14 protein-coding genes and 1 pseudogene are annotated in these 15,973 nt (G+C 72.6%); 5 read left to right on the plus strand and 10 right to left on the minus strand.

Features of this window, described 5'->3' with window-relative positions; genetic code table 11:
* Positions 1-13: 13 nt before the first annotated feature.
* The 5 genes from ABZ079_RS27415 to ABZ079_RS27435 are packed head-to-tail and all read right to left on the minus strand — an operon-like array spanning position 14 to position 4,448.
* Positions 14-1,690 (minus strand): GAF domain-containing SpoIIE family protein phosphatase, encoded by a 1,677-nt coding sequence (locus tag ABZ079_RS27415; protein ID WP_356942110.1) that lies wholly within the window; start codon positions 1,688-1,690, stop codon positions 14-16.
* Positions 1,674-2,735: an ATP-binding SpoIIE family protein phosphatase gene (locus ABZ079_RS27420; RefSeq protein ID WP_356942111.1), complete on the minus strand. Its 1,062-nt coding sequence runs from the start codon at positions 2,733-2,735 to the stop codon at positions 1,674-1,676. The genes ABZ079_RS27415 and ABZ079_RS27420 overlap by 17 nt, the downstream gene beginning before the upstream one ends.
* Positions 2,732-3,178, minus strand: a complete 447-nt coding sequence (locus ABZ079_RS27425) for an anti-sigma regulatory factor (RefSeq protein WP_356942145.1) — start codon at positions 3,176-3,178, stop codon at positions 2,732-2,734. Before ABZ079_RS27425 ends, ABZ079_RS27420 begins: the two co-directional genes overlap by 4 nt.
* Positions 3,178-3,558, minus strand: a complete 381-nt coding sequence (locus ABZ079_RS27430) for an STAS domain-containing protein (RefSeq protein ID WP_356942112.1) — start codon at positions 3,556-3,558, stop codon at positions 3,178-3,180. The genes ABZ079_RS27425 and ABZ079_RS27430 overlap by 1 nt, the downstream gene beginning before the upstream one ends.
* Positions 3,555-4,448 (minus strand): STAS domain-containing protein, encoded by an 894-nt coding sequence (locus ABZ079_RS27435; RefSeq protein WP_356942113.1) that lies wholly within the window; start codon positions 4,446-4,448, stop codon positions 3,555-3,557. The genes ABZ079_RS27430 and ABZ079_RS27435 overlap by 4 nt, the downstream gene beginning before the upstream one ends.
* A gap of 306 nt (positions 4,449-4,754) precedes the next feature.
* Between ABZ079_RS27435 and ABZ079_RS27440 the strand changes: the two genes are divergently transcribed.
* Positions 4,755-5,285 (plus strand): MarR family transcriptional regulator, encoded by a 531-nt coding sequence (locus ABZ079_RS27440; protein ID WP_356942114.1) that lies wholly within the window; start codon positions 4,755-4,757, stop codon positions 5,283-5,285.
* A 269-nt stretch (positions 5,286-5,554) separates the two neighbouring features.
* Here the strand turns inward: ABZ079_RS27440 and ABZ079_RS27445 are convergent, their stop codons facing one another.
* From ABZ079_RS27445 to ABZ079_RS27455, 3 genes are all read right to left on the minus strand, one after another.
* On the minus strand, positions 5,555-6,034 hold the full coding sequence (locus tag ABZ079_RS27445; RefSeq protein WP_356942115.1) for an SRPBCC family protein: 480 nt from the start codon (positions 6,032-6,034) through the stop codon (positions 5,555-5,557).
* A 169-nt stretch (positions 6,035-6,203) separates the two neighbouring features.
* Entirely contained in the window at positions 6,204-7,376 is a 1,173-nt protein-coding gene (locus ABZ079_RS27450) for an acyltransferase (protein WP_356942116.1), read from the minus strand.
* Between the two features lie 255 nt (positions 7,377-7,631).
* Entirely contained in the window at positions 7,632-8,516 is an 885-nt protein-coding gene (locus ABZ079_RS27455) for a hypothetical protein (protein ID WP_356942117.1), read from the minus strand.
* 302 nt (positions 8,517-8,818) lie between these two features.
* Between ABZ079_RS27455 and ABZ079_RS27460 the strand changes: the two genes are divergently transcribed.
* The 4 genes and pseudogenes from ABZ079_RS27460 to ABZ079_RS27475 form a co-directional block, all read left to right on the plus strand.
* A complete protein-coding gene (locus ABZ079_RS27460) occupies positions 8,819-9,946 on the plus strand; it encodes an abortive phage infection protein (RefSeq protein ID WP_356942146.1) in 1,128 nt (375 codons plus the stop codon).
* Positions 9,947-10,728: 782 nt separating this feature from the next.
* Entirely contained in the window at positions 10,729-11,166 is a 438-nt protein-coding gene (locus ABZ079_RS27465) for a Fur family transcriptional regulator (RefSeq protein ID WP_356942118.1), read from the plus strand.
* Positions 11,167-11,199: 33 nt separating this feature from the next.
* A complete protein-coding gene (katG, locus tag ABZ079_RS27470; RefSeq protein WP_356942119.1) occupies positions 11,200-13,428 on the plus strand; it encodes a catalase/peroxidase HPI in 2,229 nt (742 codons plus the stop codon).
* Positions 13,429-13,532: 104 nt separating this feature from the next.
* Positions 13,533-13,930 (plus strand): annotated as a pseudogene (locus ABZ079_RS27475) (response regulator transcription factor); the annotation flags it as partial.
* A gap of 37 nt (positions 13,931-13,967) precedes the next feature.
* Here ABZ079_RS27475 and ABZ079_RS27480 read toward each other — a convergent pair.
* Both ABZ079_RS27480 and ABZ079_RS27485 read right to left on the minus strand, forming a co-directional pair.
* Positions 13,968-14,903, minus strand: coding sequence for a serine hydrolase (locus tag ABZ079_RS27480; protein WP_356942120.1), 936 nt, complete (start codon positions 14,901-14,903; stop codon positions 13,968-13,970).
* A complete protein-coding gene (locus ABZ079_RS27485) occupies positions 14,900-15,874 on the minus strand; it encodes a LysR family transcriptional regulator (protein ID WP_356942121.1) in 975 nt (324 codons plus the stop codon). The genes ABZ079_RS27480 and ABZ079_RS27485 overlap by 4 nt, the downstream gene beginning before the upstream one ends.
* Positions 15,875-15,973 lie beyond the last annotated feature (99 nt).

Here is a 15,973-nt window from a genome sequence, read left to right on the forward strand (position 1 = left end):
GGCGCTCGGCCGTTCAGGACGTCGACGTGCGGCAGAGCAACAGGCAGATGTCGTCGTCGTGTTCGGAGTCGTACAGCATCGGCTTCAGCAGGGAGTCGGCCGCCGTGTCCAGGTCCTCCAGGTCCGCGGCGCCGAGCGCCCCCATGGCCTGCGCGAGCCGATCGATGCCGGCGTCGATCCCGGCCGATCGCCGCTCCACCAGGCCGTCGGTGTAGAGCGCGAGTGTGGAGCCCGCCGGCAGCTCGACGGTGTGCTCCTCGTAGTCGTAGGGCATCGGAACGCCCAGCATGATCCCCGGCTTGGCCTCCAGCACCCGCACCTCGCCCCCGGGCGCCCGGGTGAGCGCGGGCGGATGGCCGGCGGCGGCCCAGACCACACCGGGCGCACCGGGCGTGAACCGGGCGATCGCGCAGGTCGCGTACAACTCCGGCTGCTGGTGCCGCAGCATTCGGTGCAGCAGGGTCAGGATCCGGGCGGGCCCGTTGCCCTCGACGGCGTACGCACGCAGGGCGGTGCGCAACTGTCCCATGATCACCGCGGCCCGCAGTCCGTGCCCGGTGACGTCACCTATCACCGCCAGCACGCTGCCGTCCGGCTGTGGGAAGGCGTCGTACCAGTCGCCGCCGATGTTCAGACCGTGCGTGGCCGGCAGATAGCGGGCGGCCAGCGAGAGGCCCGGGGTCGTGGGCAGTTCGGTGAGCTGGGCGCGCTGCAGGGCCTCGGCGACGTCCCGGTGCTGCTCGTACCGGCGGGCGTTGTCGAGCGCGATGCCCGCCCGCCGGGCCACCTCCAGCAGCATCAGGGTGGTGTCCGGGGCGAATCGGTCACCGGGCGCGGTCAGCGTCAGCACGCCCTGCACGGTGCGGGCGCCGAGCGGCAGGCACAGCAGCGGACGGTCCGGCGACAGCGCGGAGGCCGGAAGATCGTCCACCCCCGGGAGTTCACCGGGGTGGGGGCCGGCGTGCTGGGGACGGCCGGTGCGTGCTGCCGTCACCGTGGCCGCCGCCCTTCCGCCCGACGGTGTGCGGTCGTCGTCCACGAGCCAGATGTCCACGTGCCGGGCGTACTCCGGGACCAGCAGCTCGGGGATCCGGCGCAGGATGTCCTCGTGGTCCAGGGAAGCGTTGAGGGCGGCGCTGGCGTTGGCCAGGAAGGTCAGCAGTCGGCGGGCGTTCTCGGCCTCCGCGCGTGCGGTCCGCTCGGCGTCGAGGAGTTCGCGCTGCGACACCGCGGCTGCCTCCAGCTCGGCGTGCAGCGCCAGCACGCCCTGGTTGGTCTGGTGCAGCTCCTCCCGGTGGAAGCTGACCAGCCTCTCCGTCTCGTCCAGGCTCGCCAGGACGGCGGCCGCGTCCTCGTCGGCGGCCAGCAGCGCCTCGGCCAGCCGGTCGTCGTCCAGGTCGGCCGGGCCGGGCAGCGGGCCGGCCACGGGGGAGGGGCAGACGAGCGTGTGCCGCCACGGCGCGGGCCCGGCCAGAGAGATGTGCAGTTCCCCGTCCGTGTGGGCGGCCAGCGTCAGTTCCGTGCGGCCCGCGTCCAGGCCGCGGCGCAACCGGGCGCCGAGCGTGGTCAGGAAGCGGGCGCGGTCGAGCGCGGGCACGCCGGCGTCCGACGCGAGCCGTGCCAGCAGGGCACGGGCCCGGGCCGCGTCGGCGGCGGAGGCGATGGTCCAGGTGTCAGAGGCGGCTGTCATGGGCGCTGGTCCGGCGGTCGGGGGCCAGTACGGCCACGCTGGTGTCGTCGCGTACGGGGCGGGCTGGACTGCCGGCGTCACGCAGGATCGTCGCGGCCACCACCGACGGGTCGTGGGCGAGCAGATGGGGGTCCTCCGGCGGGGACCAGCGGCTGGGCAGTCCGTCGCTGTGCACCACGAGCAGACTGTCCCGGTGCCACGGCACCCTGCGCAAGGGGACGCGCGCCGGGAAGTACGCCCCGACGATCCCCGGGTGGGTGAGGAGGGACGTCCAGGTGTTCCCGGTGCGCAACCGGGCGCCGACGTTGCCGACTCCGGCGAAGGTGAGTTCCGCCCGCTCGGTGTCCACCTGGGCCACGCTGACCGCCGCCCCCCGGGTGGGCCGCAGCACCGTGTGCAGCCGGCGCAGGATGTCCACGGGCGGCAGATGCGCGATGCGGCGTAGTTCCGCCACCGCGGCGCCGGCCGCGTGCGCGGCCTTGGGACCGTGTCCTAGGCCGTCGGCGAGCAGCAGCGTCCGCAGCCCGCCGGAGCGCACCCAGCTCCAGGCGTCCCCGCACTGCTCCGCCTGCGCCAGGGCGACGGTGATCCCGCCCGCGGGCACGTCGCCCACAGGTGTCCCGCGCCCGTCGGGCTCGGGGTCGATCCTGGCCGTCGCCACCGTCCCACGGCCCGGCGCGCTGTACAGGTGGAAGGCGTTCGCGATCCGTCGGCAACTGCCCAGGCCCGCCCCGAGGGAGATGTCCGCGGTGGTGAAGCCGTCCCGCAGCGCGGCGGTGACATCGGCGATACCCGGCCCGTGGTCGAGGGAGAAGAGCTGCACCGAGGTGTCCGCGCCGCCGGAGGGCGGGGCCACGAGGTTCACCACTATGCGGCCCCCGCCCGCGTGCTTGAGCAGATTGGTGGCCAGCTCGGTGGCGACCAGCTCCGCGTCCGCCGTGCGCGGTGGCGCGAGTCCCACGTGAACGCACGCCTCCCGGGCGGCCATCCGGGCGTCCCGGACCCGTGTGGAGTCGTGGACCGGGACCTCCCACACCCGGCTCATCCCACCCCCGGACGCGACGAGGGAACCTGGGACACCCAGGCGACGGCCGTGATGGTCGTGCCCCGGCCGGGCTCGGTCTCCACGGTGAACTCGTGCACAAGCCGCTTCGCGCCGCCCAGCCCCAGCCCGAGGCCGCCCCCGCTGGTGTAGCCGTCGGTCATGGCCAGCTCCAGGTCGCGGATGCCCGGACCGCTGTCGATGAAGCACATCCGCAGGCCCCGGCTACGGCCGTTGTCCAGCGGGGTGATCTCCACCCGCCCGCCGCCGCCGTGCACCAGGGTGTTGCGGGCCAGTTCGCTCGCCGCCGTGACCAGCTTCGTCTGCTGCACCAGACCGAAACCGAGCTGCGCCGCGCACTGCCGCACCTCCTGCCGGACCCAGGCCAGATCCGCGTCCGAGCCGATGGGCAGGCTGGTCGCGGGAGCCTGGCCGGACGTCTGCATCATGTCCCCCTCTGGGACAGCAGTTCCATGGCACGGTCCACATCCAGGGCGGTGACCAGCCCGGGCAGCGTCAGCCCCAGTTCGACCAGGGTGATCGCCACGGCGGGCCGCATCCCGGCCAGGACCGTACGCGCCGCCAGCAGCCGGGCCGTGGAGGCGATCTCCGCGAGCACCCGGCCGAGGAACGAGTCGACGATGTCCACTCCGGAGATGTCGATGACCACGCCGGTCACGCTGCTGGTGGCGATGCGGCTGGTGATGTCGTGGTGAAGCTGCTCGGCCATTTCGTCGTGCAGCTCGCCCTGCAACGAGACGAGCAGGACGTCGCCCAGGGCGAGTACCGGGACCTGGGCCGCCCGGCCGGGAGTGGGCCGGTTCACCGGGCGCTCGCACCCGCGTCCGCACGGGAGACCTCGATGCCCTGCCGGCCCAGTGCGTAGGCCAGCGCGTCGGCCAGCGAGGCGCGGGTGAGCACGGAGCCCAGGTCGATGCCGAGCTGCACGATCGTCTGCGCGATGGCCGGGCGGATACCGGAGACGATGCACTCGGCGCCCATCAGCCGCGCGGCCGCCACCGTCTTCATCAGGTGCTGCGCGACCAGCGAGTCGACCGTGGGGACACCGGTGATGTCGAGGATGGCGTACCGGGCCCGCTGGTCGACGATGGCCTCGAGCAGCGACTCCATGACGACCTGGCTGCGCGCGCTGTCCAGGGTCCCGATCAGCGGTACGGCGACGGTGCCCTCCCACAACTTGATGACGGGGGTGGCCACCTCGAGCAGCTGCTGCCGCTGCCGCTCGATCAGCTCCGCGTTCGCGTCCAGCGCCGTCTCCATCACCACCAGGCGCAGCGTGCCCATCAGCAGGGTCAGTGCCAGCACACCCTCCTGTGCCTGCGGGGCAGCGGGGTCGGCGAACTCCTCGCGCAGCAACTCCACTATCGGAGAGCGCAGTCCGGCCACCTCGCCGGCGATCTGGGCCGGCGTGGATCCGGCTCGGGCCCGGGTCTGGGTCATACGCCCCAACTGATCACGTACCGGGATGAACCCGGACGCTTCGACGTCCTCCAGTCGTCCGCTCGCGGCCACTTCGGAAAGGGCGTCCACCACGGCCTTGCAGGCCTCGACCGCCTCGTCGCGGGAGACCGTGAAGACCGAGCGGAACAAGGGGGCGTCGGCCCAGCGCTGCGCGATCTGTTCGCGGCGCTGCTCCAGGAAGGAGCTCACCAGCTGCGGCGCCGATTCGGCCGCGTGCTGCTCCGGCACTTGCATCTCTCCTCTCGCACAGCCAGGTGCCGCCGCGCTCGGCCGGCCCCGAGTAGATCATTGCCGTCCGACAACAGTAGCCGTCGGGTACGGGCCCGGCCAAACTCCGGGTCAGGCTCCCCGCGCGTCAACTCCGGGGACACCGTCTCACTCCCGGTCGGCGGGGTCGACCACGGGGACCGGGCGCTCACGGCACGGCGGTACCGGGCGCGACGACAGGCCCGACGCGGATGTGCGGAGCGACGGCCCCTCTCTGGGCGTGGCACCGCCTAGTACGCTGACGACCGTCTCAGTGCCTGCAAGAGGGGGACCGTGGCCGCCTTCCGCACCCGCCCGCCGTCCGACGAGGCCGCCCGGGCGACCGTCACCGCCGCGGAGCTGCTGGAAGTGCTGTCGGGACGCGCCCCCACGGTACCCGCGTCCACCTCACAGGTGCGGGTGCTCCTGGTCCTGGAACAGCACGACGGCATCAACCTGCGCACACTCGCCGACAGCCTCGGCACCACGCCTCCGTCCGCGAGCCGGCTGTGCGACCGGCTGGAGAGCACCGGGTTCCTCGAACGGGAGCCCGGCGCCGCCGACCGGCGCGAGGTACGGCTGCGCCTCAGCGGCAGCGGCCGGTCCTTCCTCGCCGACCTGCGCGCCCGCAGGGAGAGGGAGGTGCGGGCCGTTCTGGCCGCCATGCCGCCGGTCAAGAGGAAGGCGCTGCTGGAGGGCCTGGAAGCCTTCTGCGCCGCCGCGGCCACAAGAATCATGGGCCAGGAGGCCGCCCCGGGTGCCTTGCTTCCCCTCGGGCCGGAGGCGGCCGAGGGCTCCCGCCCCCTGGGTGTCCGACCGGCCTGAGCCCCGGCCCATGCCACCGCGGGCTCGTACCGCCACCGGCAAGGGCCGCGGGCGGACGGCTGCCGGCAGGGAGGGCCGGCGGACGGGTCGGCGTCCGTCCGCCGGCACACCCCGGTCTCTCTCCCGCGCACGTCGTCACGGCTCCTTCGGTGCGTCAAGCGGTCTTGGCCCGGCGGCTTCAGCCGCCGGGCCGGTGTCGGTGAGGCGTCTACCCCGAATCACGCCGGACTCTCCTGGCTGTTGCCGACGTCACCCGGGAGTGCGACCGGTCAGAACACGCCGCTGCCCTCCGGGCCGCCGACCTCACCGCGCCACGCCCCGGTCTCCTGACCGCCGCGCTCCTCGATGAACTTCTTGAACCGGTGCAGATCGCCTGAGACGCGCCGCTTGACGAGGCCCAGCTTGTCGCCCACCGTCTCGGTCACGCCCTCGGGTTCGAAGTCGAGCTGGAGCATCACCTTGGTGGTGGAGTCGTCGATGCGGTGGAAGGTGACCACACCGGCCTGCCGCGCCGCTCCGTCCACCGTGGTCCACGCGACCCGCTCGTCGGGCCGCTGCTCGGTGATCGCGGCGTCGAATTCCCGGCGGACGCCGCCGATGTTGGTCACCCAGTGCGTGAGGGTGTCGGTTCGCTGCTCGACGCGCTCGACGCCTTCCATGAACGCCGGGAAGGTCTCGAACTGGGTCCACTGGTTGTAGGCGGTGCTCACCGGCACGTCGACCCGCACGGACTCCTCGACCTGAGACATGAGTGATCCCTCTCATTCCGTCGACTGCGTGAGAGGAACGGGTTCCTGTCTGAGCGCGGGATATGCCTGGGCGGGGCCAAGGAACACGGGTTGTCCACAGGAACGGCTGCCCGAACAGCACGGAGACGGTGCGGGTCGAGGGCGTTGACGGATACCTGAGGGGACCGGCTCAGTCCCGTGCCGCGGCCGGAGCCCCACGGCGGGCCGGCACCGGCTCCGGGGAGGAGGCCCGGCGCCGCCGCAGCAGCAGCCGTCTCGCGGGGCACTCCACCGCCTCGTACAACACCCAGGACAGCGCGAGCGACACGGTGAACGCGGCCGTCGTGACGGCCAGTCCCGCCAGGACCCCGAAGCGCGGCTTCGTGCCCAGCACATGGGTGGCGGCGCGCAGTACCAGCAGGTGAATCATGTAGAAGGCGAACGACAGTTCCCCCAGCCGCACGAGCCGTCGGTGCCGCCACAGCGAGGGCAGCCCGTTCAGGTCCGCGACGGCCGCCGCCGGAATGAGCAGCGTGAACCCGATGATGGTGCACATCGTGGCCGGGTAGCCGGGCGTGACCTGCGGAACGAGGAAGTAGCCGATGAGCGCCAGAGCGAGCGAGGCTTCGAGACCGGGCCCGCGCCACCGGCCGAGGAGCACCAACCGCGCGGTGACCGCGCCGAGCACGAACTCGGGCAGCCGGGCGGCGGGAAACGAGTACAGCGTGTACGTCCACCAGTGGTGGGCGTCCGACCAGGCCAGCACCAGGACCACCGCCGCCGACAGCGCGCCCAGCGCGGTCGACCCGCGCGCGCCGAGCCGGCGCAGCAGCAGGATCAGCAGCGGGAAGGCCGCGTAGAAGAACGCCTCGCAGACCAGGGACCAACTGACCGGGTTCAGCGTCTGCCACCACGGGTGCCACCAGGAGTGCAGCAGCAGCCCGTTGGCCACCGCCTGCTTCAGTGTCGGCCGCGGCTGGCGCGCCAGGGTGTGCGCCATGAGCAGGGCCACGGCCAGGGTGACCAGATGCACCGGGAAGATGCGTGCGACGCGCCGCCGCCAGAAGGCGAGCGCACGGTCGCCGGGCCGCGCCGACCAGGTCAGCACGAATCCGGACAGCACGAAGAAGAACGACACTCCGGTGGCACCGGCACCGAATCCCCAGGACATGAGGCGGCCGCCGGTGCCTCCGAAGTAGCCGAAGTTGTTCACATGGAGACCGAACACGAGCAGCGCCGCCATCCACCGCAGCCCGGTGAGGGACGGCAGGGAGGGCAGGGCGGCAGGTGGGGAGAGCCTGGCGGTCCTCTCGCCGGTTCGGGCGGGCGGCGTCCGGAGCGCCCGGGGCGTCGCCGTGGTCATCGGATCACCTGCCGCAGGGGGTTCGCGTGGGGCATGAGGGGGAATGTTGCCCGTTTTATACCGATATCTCACTGAGCACGGCAAACATCACACTGCTGCCGAACGACCGAGCCCCCGGTATGCCACGGACGGCGGGACCTGGTGCGTCCGTACGGGCGACGGCGGCCACGGCGCCGACCAGCCCGCCCCCGTCCGTTCGGAGAACTCCGCGATCCGGCCCCCATGGCCACCGGGTTCGCGTCGCTTTCCGTGGTGCTAGCCGTCAGTCAGCCGTTCCAGCTGTGCGGTGGCCGCCCCCGCCCGGCGCCGGGCCTCGCGCACGGCCCGGTCGGCCCGCCGAGCCCGCTCCCGCGCCGCCTGCTCGTCGGCGCGGGCCTGCCGCTGCTCGTCCTCGGCGCGCCGCAACTCCGCGCGCAGCTCACGTACCCGCTCCTCCAGGCCGGCCACCCGGGTGCCGGCCTCCTCCGCGTCCCCCTCGGCGGCCTCGGTCTCCTCCTCCCGGGCCCGCAGCTCCCGCTCGGCATCACGCACCGTCCTGCGGGCGTCGGCCAGACGGCGGCGCTCCTCGTCCTCGGCGTGGTTCGCGGGGCTCCTGGCGTCCCGGGCGCGCTTCTTCGGTTCGGCGGCGGGTACGGCGGGCCCACGCCCGAGTACGGCCTCGTCGGTCGCCGGAAAGCCGATCGTGGAGTGGAGTGGCTTCACCAGTCGGCCCGCCGCCCACGCCCGTGCGGCCTCCGGGGCGGCGAGCACGGCGTGCAGGGTCTCCTCGACCTCGCGCTGCACGCCCTCGCCGACCGGGTGCCCGGCCTCGGCGGCCAGCCGCCGGGCCTGCCGGCCGAGCGCGCCGATCACCTCGTTCTGCCGGCGGGCGAGCCGGCGTAGCCGCGGACCGTCCAGTTCGCGGTGGGCGCGGCGCAACTCCTCGCCGAGGCCGACCAGCGGCTGGACCTCCTCCGGCCGCCGGCGCACCAGGAGATTGCTGACCCAGGCGGCCAGGCTCGGCCGCCGCAACGCGCCGATCTCCTTGGCCAGGGCCTGATCGCCTGACCGGCGGGCGTCCAGGGCGCGCTGGTCGCGGGCGGCGACGAACTCCTCCGGCCGCAGCGCGTACAGCTCGTCGGCGACGGCGTCCAGGTCCACCAGCGTCCCTCTCGACTGCCACCCCGGTGATGAGGTCCGAGTCTCGCATGCGGCGGGGTTCTTGTGCCCTGTGGAGGGGTTCATCCGGGTGGTCGTCCTGCAAAAGCGTTGCCCTCGGACTGCCGGGCCGCACGCTTCGGGCAGGTGCGACTTTCGGCGCCGGACCGCCGCCTTGGGACTCCGCGCCGTAGACCGTCGGTCCCGAACCGCAGACCGTCGACGGACGGCGGCGGAGGGCCGGGGCTCGGCAGGGTGGCCGTATGCAGAAGCCTCACGACGGTATGCCGAAGATCCACAGCCGTATGCCGAAGGTCGCCGGAATCAACCGCGCACAGTTCCTGGCCGGCCTGGCGTCCGCCGGGCTCGCCACGGCGGCGCTCCCGTCGGCCGCGGCCCGAGCGAGCGAGGCGCGACGCGGACTGCGGCACCGCGGCGTCGTCTACACGGTGGGCGCCGGCGAGACACCGGGCACGGCCTTCAGTACGACCCGGATGCGACGCGACGTCCGCGTGATCCGCGACGAGTTGCACGCCGACACCGTGGACGTGACCGGGGACGGGGTGGAGCGCCTCACGGCCACCGCCGCCGAGGCCGCGGAGCGGGGCTTGCGGGTCTGGCTCCAGCCGACCCTCGGCGACGCACCCGAGCGGGACGTTCTGGAACACCTCGCCGAGACCGGCCGGTTCGCGGAGCGGCTGCGCCGGCAGGGCGCCGCCGTGGATCTCAGCGTGGGCTGCGAGTTCTGGCTCTTCGTCCCCGGCATCATTCCGGGCGACACCGTCCTCGAACGCATCCGGAACCTGCTCGACGGCCATGTGGACCCCGTCGCGATGCAGCGCCGACTGGACCGCTTCACGGCGAAGGCGGCCTCGGTCGGCCGTTCCGTCTTCCGCGGCCGGCTGAGCTACGCGGCGGCCCAGGACGACCGGGTGGACTGGCGCCTCTTCGACATCATCGGCATCGACTACTACTCGTACTACACGGACAGCGCCGACTACGTACGGGAGTTGAGGCGTCATCTTCGCTGGGGCAAGCCGCTGGCCATCACCGAGTTCGGCACCTGCGCCTACGTCGGCGCACCCGAGACCGCCGGTATGGGCTGGGACGTCGTGGACCACGACAAGCACCCCGAGGAGATCAAGGGTGACCTGGTCCGCAGCGAGCGTACCCAGGCCGAGTACCTCATGCGACTCCTCGACGCCTTCTCCTCGTTGGACCTGTACGCGGCAATGGCCTTCGAGTTCGTGACGCCCGACGCCCCGCACCGCCCGGGCGACCCGCGCCACGACCTGGACATGGCGAGCTACTCCCTCACCAAGACCATCGAGGACCGCCCGTACGACCCCACCTCCGGCTGGCGCTGGGAGCCGAAGGAGGCCTTCCACGCCCTCGCCCGCCGCTACCGCTCCGCGACGCCGGCGGGCTGCTGACCCGCCTGTGCCCGACGGGCGACGGTGACGATCCTCTGGCTCGCCGGTGGGGCGGTCGCCGGTATCGCCCGTCGTCCCGGTGAACGTCACCACGCCACCGGCGACGGCTTCTGACCCGTGCCACAAGCGCAGCGGCCGGCGGCGGCGGTCATCGCCACCGTGTGTCGACGGCTTCCACGCCTCCCCGGCCCGCCCCTGCGGATGCCGGTTCCCGACGACGAACCCGCCCCCCCCCGCGCAGCGCGGCACGGACGGCGGACGGCGAAGCACGTACGTCGCCGTCGGTGGCCAGGAACCGAGACGCGTGGCCGGTCATCGTCGCGAGGTCGAACTCCGATTCCCACGCCGCGTCGGCCGCCGGCCCGCGCCCGGTGCCGCAGCCGACGTCCGGCACAGAGTCCCGGTCATGGGGAACTCCCGGTAGACCGCGTCTTCGGGGGATCGACTGAGTTCCCACGGGTTCAGCAGGTCGTCCGGCGCGTCGGCGTCAGCGGCCGAGTGCATCCCGGCAGTGGCCGCGGGCCGGCGGCGGGTGCCGGCCCGATGCCGCCTTCCGCCCCCACGGCCCCGGTTCACCTGCGCGGAGGGCCCCGGCACGCGTCCGACCCCGGGCGTCCCCGGCCACATCATGCGTGCATGCCGCCGACCGCCCGCCGGACCGCCTCCGCCCGGCACCGCGGGGAAAGCCACGGGGGGGGCAAGACCGGGCGACGGTGCGCATCTCACATTTGTATCGTTCGTTTCCTTGAACCGTTCGTGTTTATGACGGTAGGTTCGCTCCCGTGACCGCCTCCCCGACCCCGACCACCGCCGAGGAACTCCGCAGCGTCGGCCTGCGCGTGACGGCAGCCCGCGTCGCGCTGCTGGAGACCGTCCGGGACGGCGACCACCTCGGCGTCGAGGCGATCGCCTCCGGGGTCCGCGACCGCGTGGGCCACATCTCCCTGCAAGCCGTCTACGAGGCCCTCCACGCCCTCACCGCGGCGGGACTCGTGCGCCGCATCGAGCCGGCCGGCCACCCGGCCCGGTTCGAGGGACGCGTGGGGGACAACCACCACCACATCGTGTGCCGGTCGTGCGGCGCCGTCGCCGACGTCGACTGCGCGGTCGGCGACGCGCCCTGCCTGACCGCCTCCGACGACCGCGGCTTCCTGATCGACGAGGCCGAGGTCGTCTACTGGGGCACCTGCCCCGACTGTTCCACCGGCCGCAGTTCCTGAGCACCGAGTTCCGCAGAGTTCGGAAGGATTGCCATGACTGAGAACCACGACGCGATCGTCACAGACGCGAAGGCGGAGGGAAGTGGCGGTTGCCCCGTCGCCCATGACCGTGCCCTGCACCCGACCCAGGGGGGCGGCAACCGCCAGTGGTGGCCGGAGCGGCTCAACCTGAAGATCCTTGCCAAGAACCCGGCCGTGGCCAACCCGCTCGGTGAGGACTTCGACTACGCCGAGGCCTTCAGGAGTCTGGACCTTCCCGCCGTGAAACGGGACATCGAGGAGGTGCTGACCACCTCTCAGGACTGGTGGCCGGCCGACTTCGGGCACTACGGTCCCTTCATGGTCCGTATGGCCTGGCACAGCGCGGGCACCTACCGCATCAGCGACGGCCGCGGCGGCGCCGGCGCCGGCCAGCAGCGCTTCGCCCCGCTGAACAGCTGGCCGGACAACGCCAACCTGGACAAGGCCCGCCGACTGCTGTGGCCGGTCAAGAAGAAGTACGGCCAGAGCATCTCCTGGGCCGACCTGTTGATCCTCGCCGGCAACGTGGCCCTGGAGTCCATGGGCTTCACGACCTTCGGCTTCGCCGGTGGCCGCGAGGACGTGTGGGAGTCGGAGGAGGACGTCTACTGGGGTCCCGAGACCACCTGGCTCGACGACAAGCGCTACACCGGCGACCGCGAGCTGGAGAACCCGCTCGGCGCCGTCCAGATGGGCCTCATCTACGTCAACCCGGAGGGCCCGAACGGCAATCCTGACCCGCTCGCCGCTGCCCGCGACATCCGTGAGACGTTCCGCCGCATGGCGATGAACGACGAGGAGACCGTCGCCCTGATCGCCGGCGGTCACACCTTCGGCAAGACCCACGGCGCCGGCCCCGCCGACCACGTCGGTGCCGACCCCGAGGCCGCCTCGATGGAGGAGCAGGGCCTGGGCTGGAACAACACCTTCGGCACCGGCAAGGGCGCCGACACCATCACCTCCGGCCTGGAGGTCACCTGGACCACCACGCCGACCCGGTGGAGCAACGGCTTCTTCGACAACCTCTTCGGCTACGAGTGGGAGCTGACCGAGTCCCCGGCCGGCGCCAAGCAGTGGAAGCCGAAGGACGGCGCCGGCGAGGGCACGGTACCCGCCGCCCACGACCCGTCGAAGAAGATCGCCCCGGCGATGCTCACCACGGACCTGGCGCTGCGCTTCGACCCGATCTACGAGCCGATCTCCCGTCGCTTCCACGAGAACCCGCAGGAGTTCGCGGACGCCTTCGCCCGCGCCTGGTACAAGCTCACCCACCGCGACATGGGCCCGAAGTCGCTGTACCTCGGCCCGGAGGTCCCGGAGGAGACCCTGCTGTGGCAGGACCCGCTGCCGGAGCGCGAGGGCGAGCTGATCGACGCCGCCGACATCGCGACCCTCAAGACCAAGCTGCTCGACTCCGGCCTCACCGTCTCCCAACTGGTCACCACCGCTTGGGCGTCCGCCTCGACGTTCCGCGGCAGCGACAAGCGCGGCGGCGCCAACGGTGCCCGCATCCGCCTTCAGCCGCAGCGCGGCTGGGAGGTCAACGAACCCGACCAGCTCGCCCAGGTCCTGCGCACCCTGGAGGGCATCCAGCAGGAGTTCAACGCCTCGTCCGGTGCCAAGAAGGTCTCGCTGGCCGACCTCATCGTCCTCGGCGGTGTCGCGGCCGTGGAGAGGGCCGCCAAGGAGGGCGGCTTCGAGGTGGAGGTTCCCTTCACCCCGGGCCGTGTCGACGCGACCGAGGAACACACCGACACCGAGTCCTTCGAGGCGCTGGAGCCCGCCGCGGACGGCTTCCGCAACTACCTCGGCAAGGGCAACCGCCTGCCGGCCGAGTACCTGTTGCTCGACAAGGCGAACCTGCTCACCCTGAGCGCCCCCGAGACGACCGTCCTCGTCGGCGGCCTGCGCGTGCTGGGCACGGGCCACCAGGGCTCGCAGCTCGGCGTCCTCACCAAGACGCCCGGCGTCCTCACCAACGACTTCTTCGTCAACCTGCTCGACCTGGGCACGACGTGGAAGGCGACCTCCGAGGACCAGACCACGTTCGAGGGCCGCGACGCCGCCACGGGCGAGCTGAAGTGGGCCGGCAGCCGCGCCGACCTCGTCTTCGGCTCCAACTCCGAGCTGCGCGCGCTCGCCGAGGTCTACGCATCGGACGACGCGAAGGAGAAGTTCGTCAAGGACTTCGTCGCCGCGTGGGACAAGGTCATGAACCTCGACCGGTTCGACCTCGTCTGAGCCACCTGAACATGGACGTCCGGATCCGCCCCGCAGGGCAGACCCGGACGTCCTGCCGTCCGGCCATGCCGGAACCGGGCAGCCGCCGGCTGCGCTCCACCCCTCCCGCGCCGCATGTGCTGGTCCTGACCACGTACGACACCGACGCCGACGTCACCCGGGCGATCGAGGCGGGCGCCACCGGCTGTCTGCTGAAGGCCGAACGCCGAGGACCTCTTCACCGCGGATCCACGCAGCCGCCCAAGGCCGCCCGGCGCTCTCACTCCCGGTCGCCGACCGCGTCATGTCCCGGATCCGCGACCCGCGTCCCGCCCTCACACCTCGCGAACGCGACATCCTCACGCACCTCGCCCGGGGCCTGCCCGACCACGCCATCGCCCGTGCCCTCTACATCAGCGAAGCCACGGTCAAGACCCATCTGCGCCGCATCCACGACGAACTCGGCGTGGACAACCGCGTGGGGGCCGTAGCCGTGGCGAAGGAACAGCGCCTGCTGCCCTGACCGGCTCACCATGCTTCCCCGTGGAACGCCCGGGCCCTCAGCGGCGCAGCGCCTCGAACGCCTCGCGCCCCGCGAGCCCGATCGCAAGGTCGATGTCCGGTGCCTGACCGGCCCGCCGGTCCGCGCGGGTGAGCGCGGCCATGGCGACCCGATCGCCGGAGTCCGCCTCGACCACGCCGATCTCGTGCCGCAGGTTCAAGAAGGTGCCCGTCTTGCCGCTCCACCGCAGCGAGTCCGCGCGCAGTTCGCAGGCCAGCCGATGCGTGAAGACCTGAAGCCCCATCAACCGGCGCAGCTCCGCGGTCGCCGACGGGACGGATATCTGGTCGCACCACACGCGCCGCAGCAGGGCGACGAGCGCCGAGGCCGAACCGGAGTTGGCATACGCCGGGTCCAGGGTCTCGAGGGTGTGCCGGCCCGCGCGTTCGTCCCGGACGGCCAGTTCCAGAGCCAGGGAGAAGTTGTCGCCGGCAGCACCGGCGGCGCACTCGTACATGTGGTTCATCCGGTGCCGCACCCGGATGTCCGCGCATCCCCAGGCGCTCAGGCGCGCGTCGACCTCCGCCACCGGCACCAGGTCCAGCAGCGCGTCCGCGGCGGCGTTGTCACTCACCGACAGCGTCAGCTGGAGCAGGTCTCCGACGGCCACGGTGGCCGGGTGCCGGAACGCCGCGAGCCCGGTGGGGCCGACGCTGCTGGTGACCGGGTCGACGGTCACCGGGAGCGCCGGGTCCAGTTCCCCCGTCGCGATCAGGTCCAGCACGACCAGGGCGAGCGGGACCTTCACCACCGATGCGAGCGGTGTCAACTCCCGTATGTCAAAGCCGAGTTGCGCACCGGTGTCGATGTTCCGGGCGAGGAAGGAGCCGTGGACACCGAGGGCCGCCCAGTCCGCGGCGATCGCCTCGGCGACGTCCAGGAGGGCGCCGTCATCACCGACGTACGCCGGCTGGTGCTCCGGTGCCCTGTTCATCCGCGTGCCGCCAGTCGCGCCGCGACATCGTCGCCGTGGTCCGCGGACCGCTGCGCGCCGGGCCCGCAGGCCGCGGCCCCCACGGCCGAGCCGAGCAGCGCGGCCAGCCAGTCCGGCACCTCCGCCGATCCGTGCCGGCCCGGGGGTGCGCTCACGTCGTACCCCCGGTGGAGCGCCCGGTCGCCCAGCGGCGCCCACCGTGCCCCGTGCTGCCGAGCGAACGGCTCTGCGCACAGCAGCAACGCGCGCCCCGCCAGCGTCTCGGCGAGAGCGGTGGCCGCCGGCCCGGCCGGCCGGACCCGCCCCTCGGGCAACCCGGCGCGAGCCGCACCTCTGCCCAACCTGTCCTGGAAGTAAGTCACTTGATCTTCCAGCAGGAGAAGAACCGGAAGCGGGGCGGGGGACTCGGCGGAACGGCTCCGCCTCGGCCGCAGTTCCTCCAGGTGGACCGTACGCCGCGACCCGGGCCCCGTACCCGGCCCCTCCGCCGCCGACGCCAGCCCCAGCGGCACCCGGAACGCGGCCTGCTCCGGAGGGACCCGCAACAGCGCGTAGGCGAGCGAGCCGTCGGCCAGTCCGGAGGCCCTCTCCCCGGGCGGCAGTTCACGCACACCGAGCGTGATCCCGCGCTCGGTACCCGCACGGATGGCGCGGGCCAGGGCCGCCGGGGCGCAGTCCGGGGGCACCCCGACGGCACGTACCCGCGACCGCCGGGCCGAGCGGGCGGCCTGCCGCAGCCGATGGGCCCGGTCCAGCACGTCCCGCGCGTACGGAAGCAGCAGCACCCCCAGCTCCGTGGTCGTGACCTGCCGCCGTGAACGGTCGAACAACAAGCCGCCGAAGTGGCCTTCCAGCGTCTTGATGCGGCGGCTGAGCAGCGGCTGGGCGATCCCGAGCCGGTCGGCCGCCCGGGAGAAGCTCGCTTCGTCGGCGGTCGCGACGTACGCCTCGAGGTGTGCGAGAAGATCCACCCGGCAGTCATATCAATAAGGCATGAGGTGATCAAAGTTCACTCTTGGACATGAGTGGCGTCCAGCTGTTTCGCTGTTCCCGCCGAAGATCCAAGAGCC

The organism is Streptomyces sp. NPDC006314 (assembly GCF_040613075.1).
In the GTDB taxonomy this organism is placed as follows: Bacteria; Actinomycetota; Actinomycetes; order Streptomycetales; family Streptomycetaceae; genus Streptomyces.

Coding starts and splice junctions, on each gene's coding strand:
- ABZ079_RS27415 (WP_356942110.1), bottom strand. CDS start 1,690: ATGACAGCCGCCTCTGACACCTGGACCATCGCCTCCGCCGCCGACGCG.
- ABZ079_RS27420 (WP_356942111.1), bottom strand. CDS start 2,735: ATGAGCCGGGTGTGGGAGGTCCCGGTCCACGACTCCACACGGGTCCGG.
- ABZ079_RS27425 (WP_356942145.1), bottom strand. CDS start 3,178: ATGCAGACGTCCGGCCAGGCTCCCGCGACCAGCCTGCCCATCGGCTCG.
- ABZ079_RS27435 (WP_356942113.1), bottom strand. CDS start 4,448: ATGCAAGTGCCGGAGCAGCACGCGGCCGAATCGGCGCCGCAGCTGGTG.
- ABZ079_RS27445 (WP_356942115.1), bottom strand. CDS start 6,034: ATGTCTCAGGTCGAGGAGTCCGTGCGGGTCGACGTGCCGGTGAGCACC.
- ABZ079_RS27450 (WP_356942116.1), bottom strand. CDS start 7,376: ATGACCACGGCGACGCCCCGGGCGCTCCGGACGCCGCCCGCCCGAACC.
- ABZ079_RS27460 (WP_356942146.1), top strand. CDS start 8,819: ATGCCGAAGGTCGCCGGAATCAACCGCGCACAGTTCCTGGCCGGCCTG.
- katG (WP_356942119.1), top strand. CDS start 11,200: ATGACTGAGAACCACGACGCGATCGTCACAGACGCGAAGGCGGAGGGA.
- ABZ079_RS27480 (WP_356942120.1), bottom strand. CDS start 14,903: ATGAACAGGGCACCGGAGCACCAGCCGGCGTACGTCGGTGATGACGGC.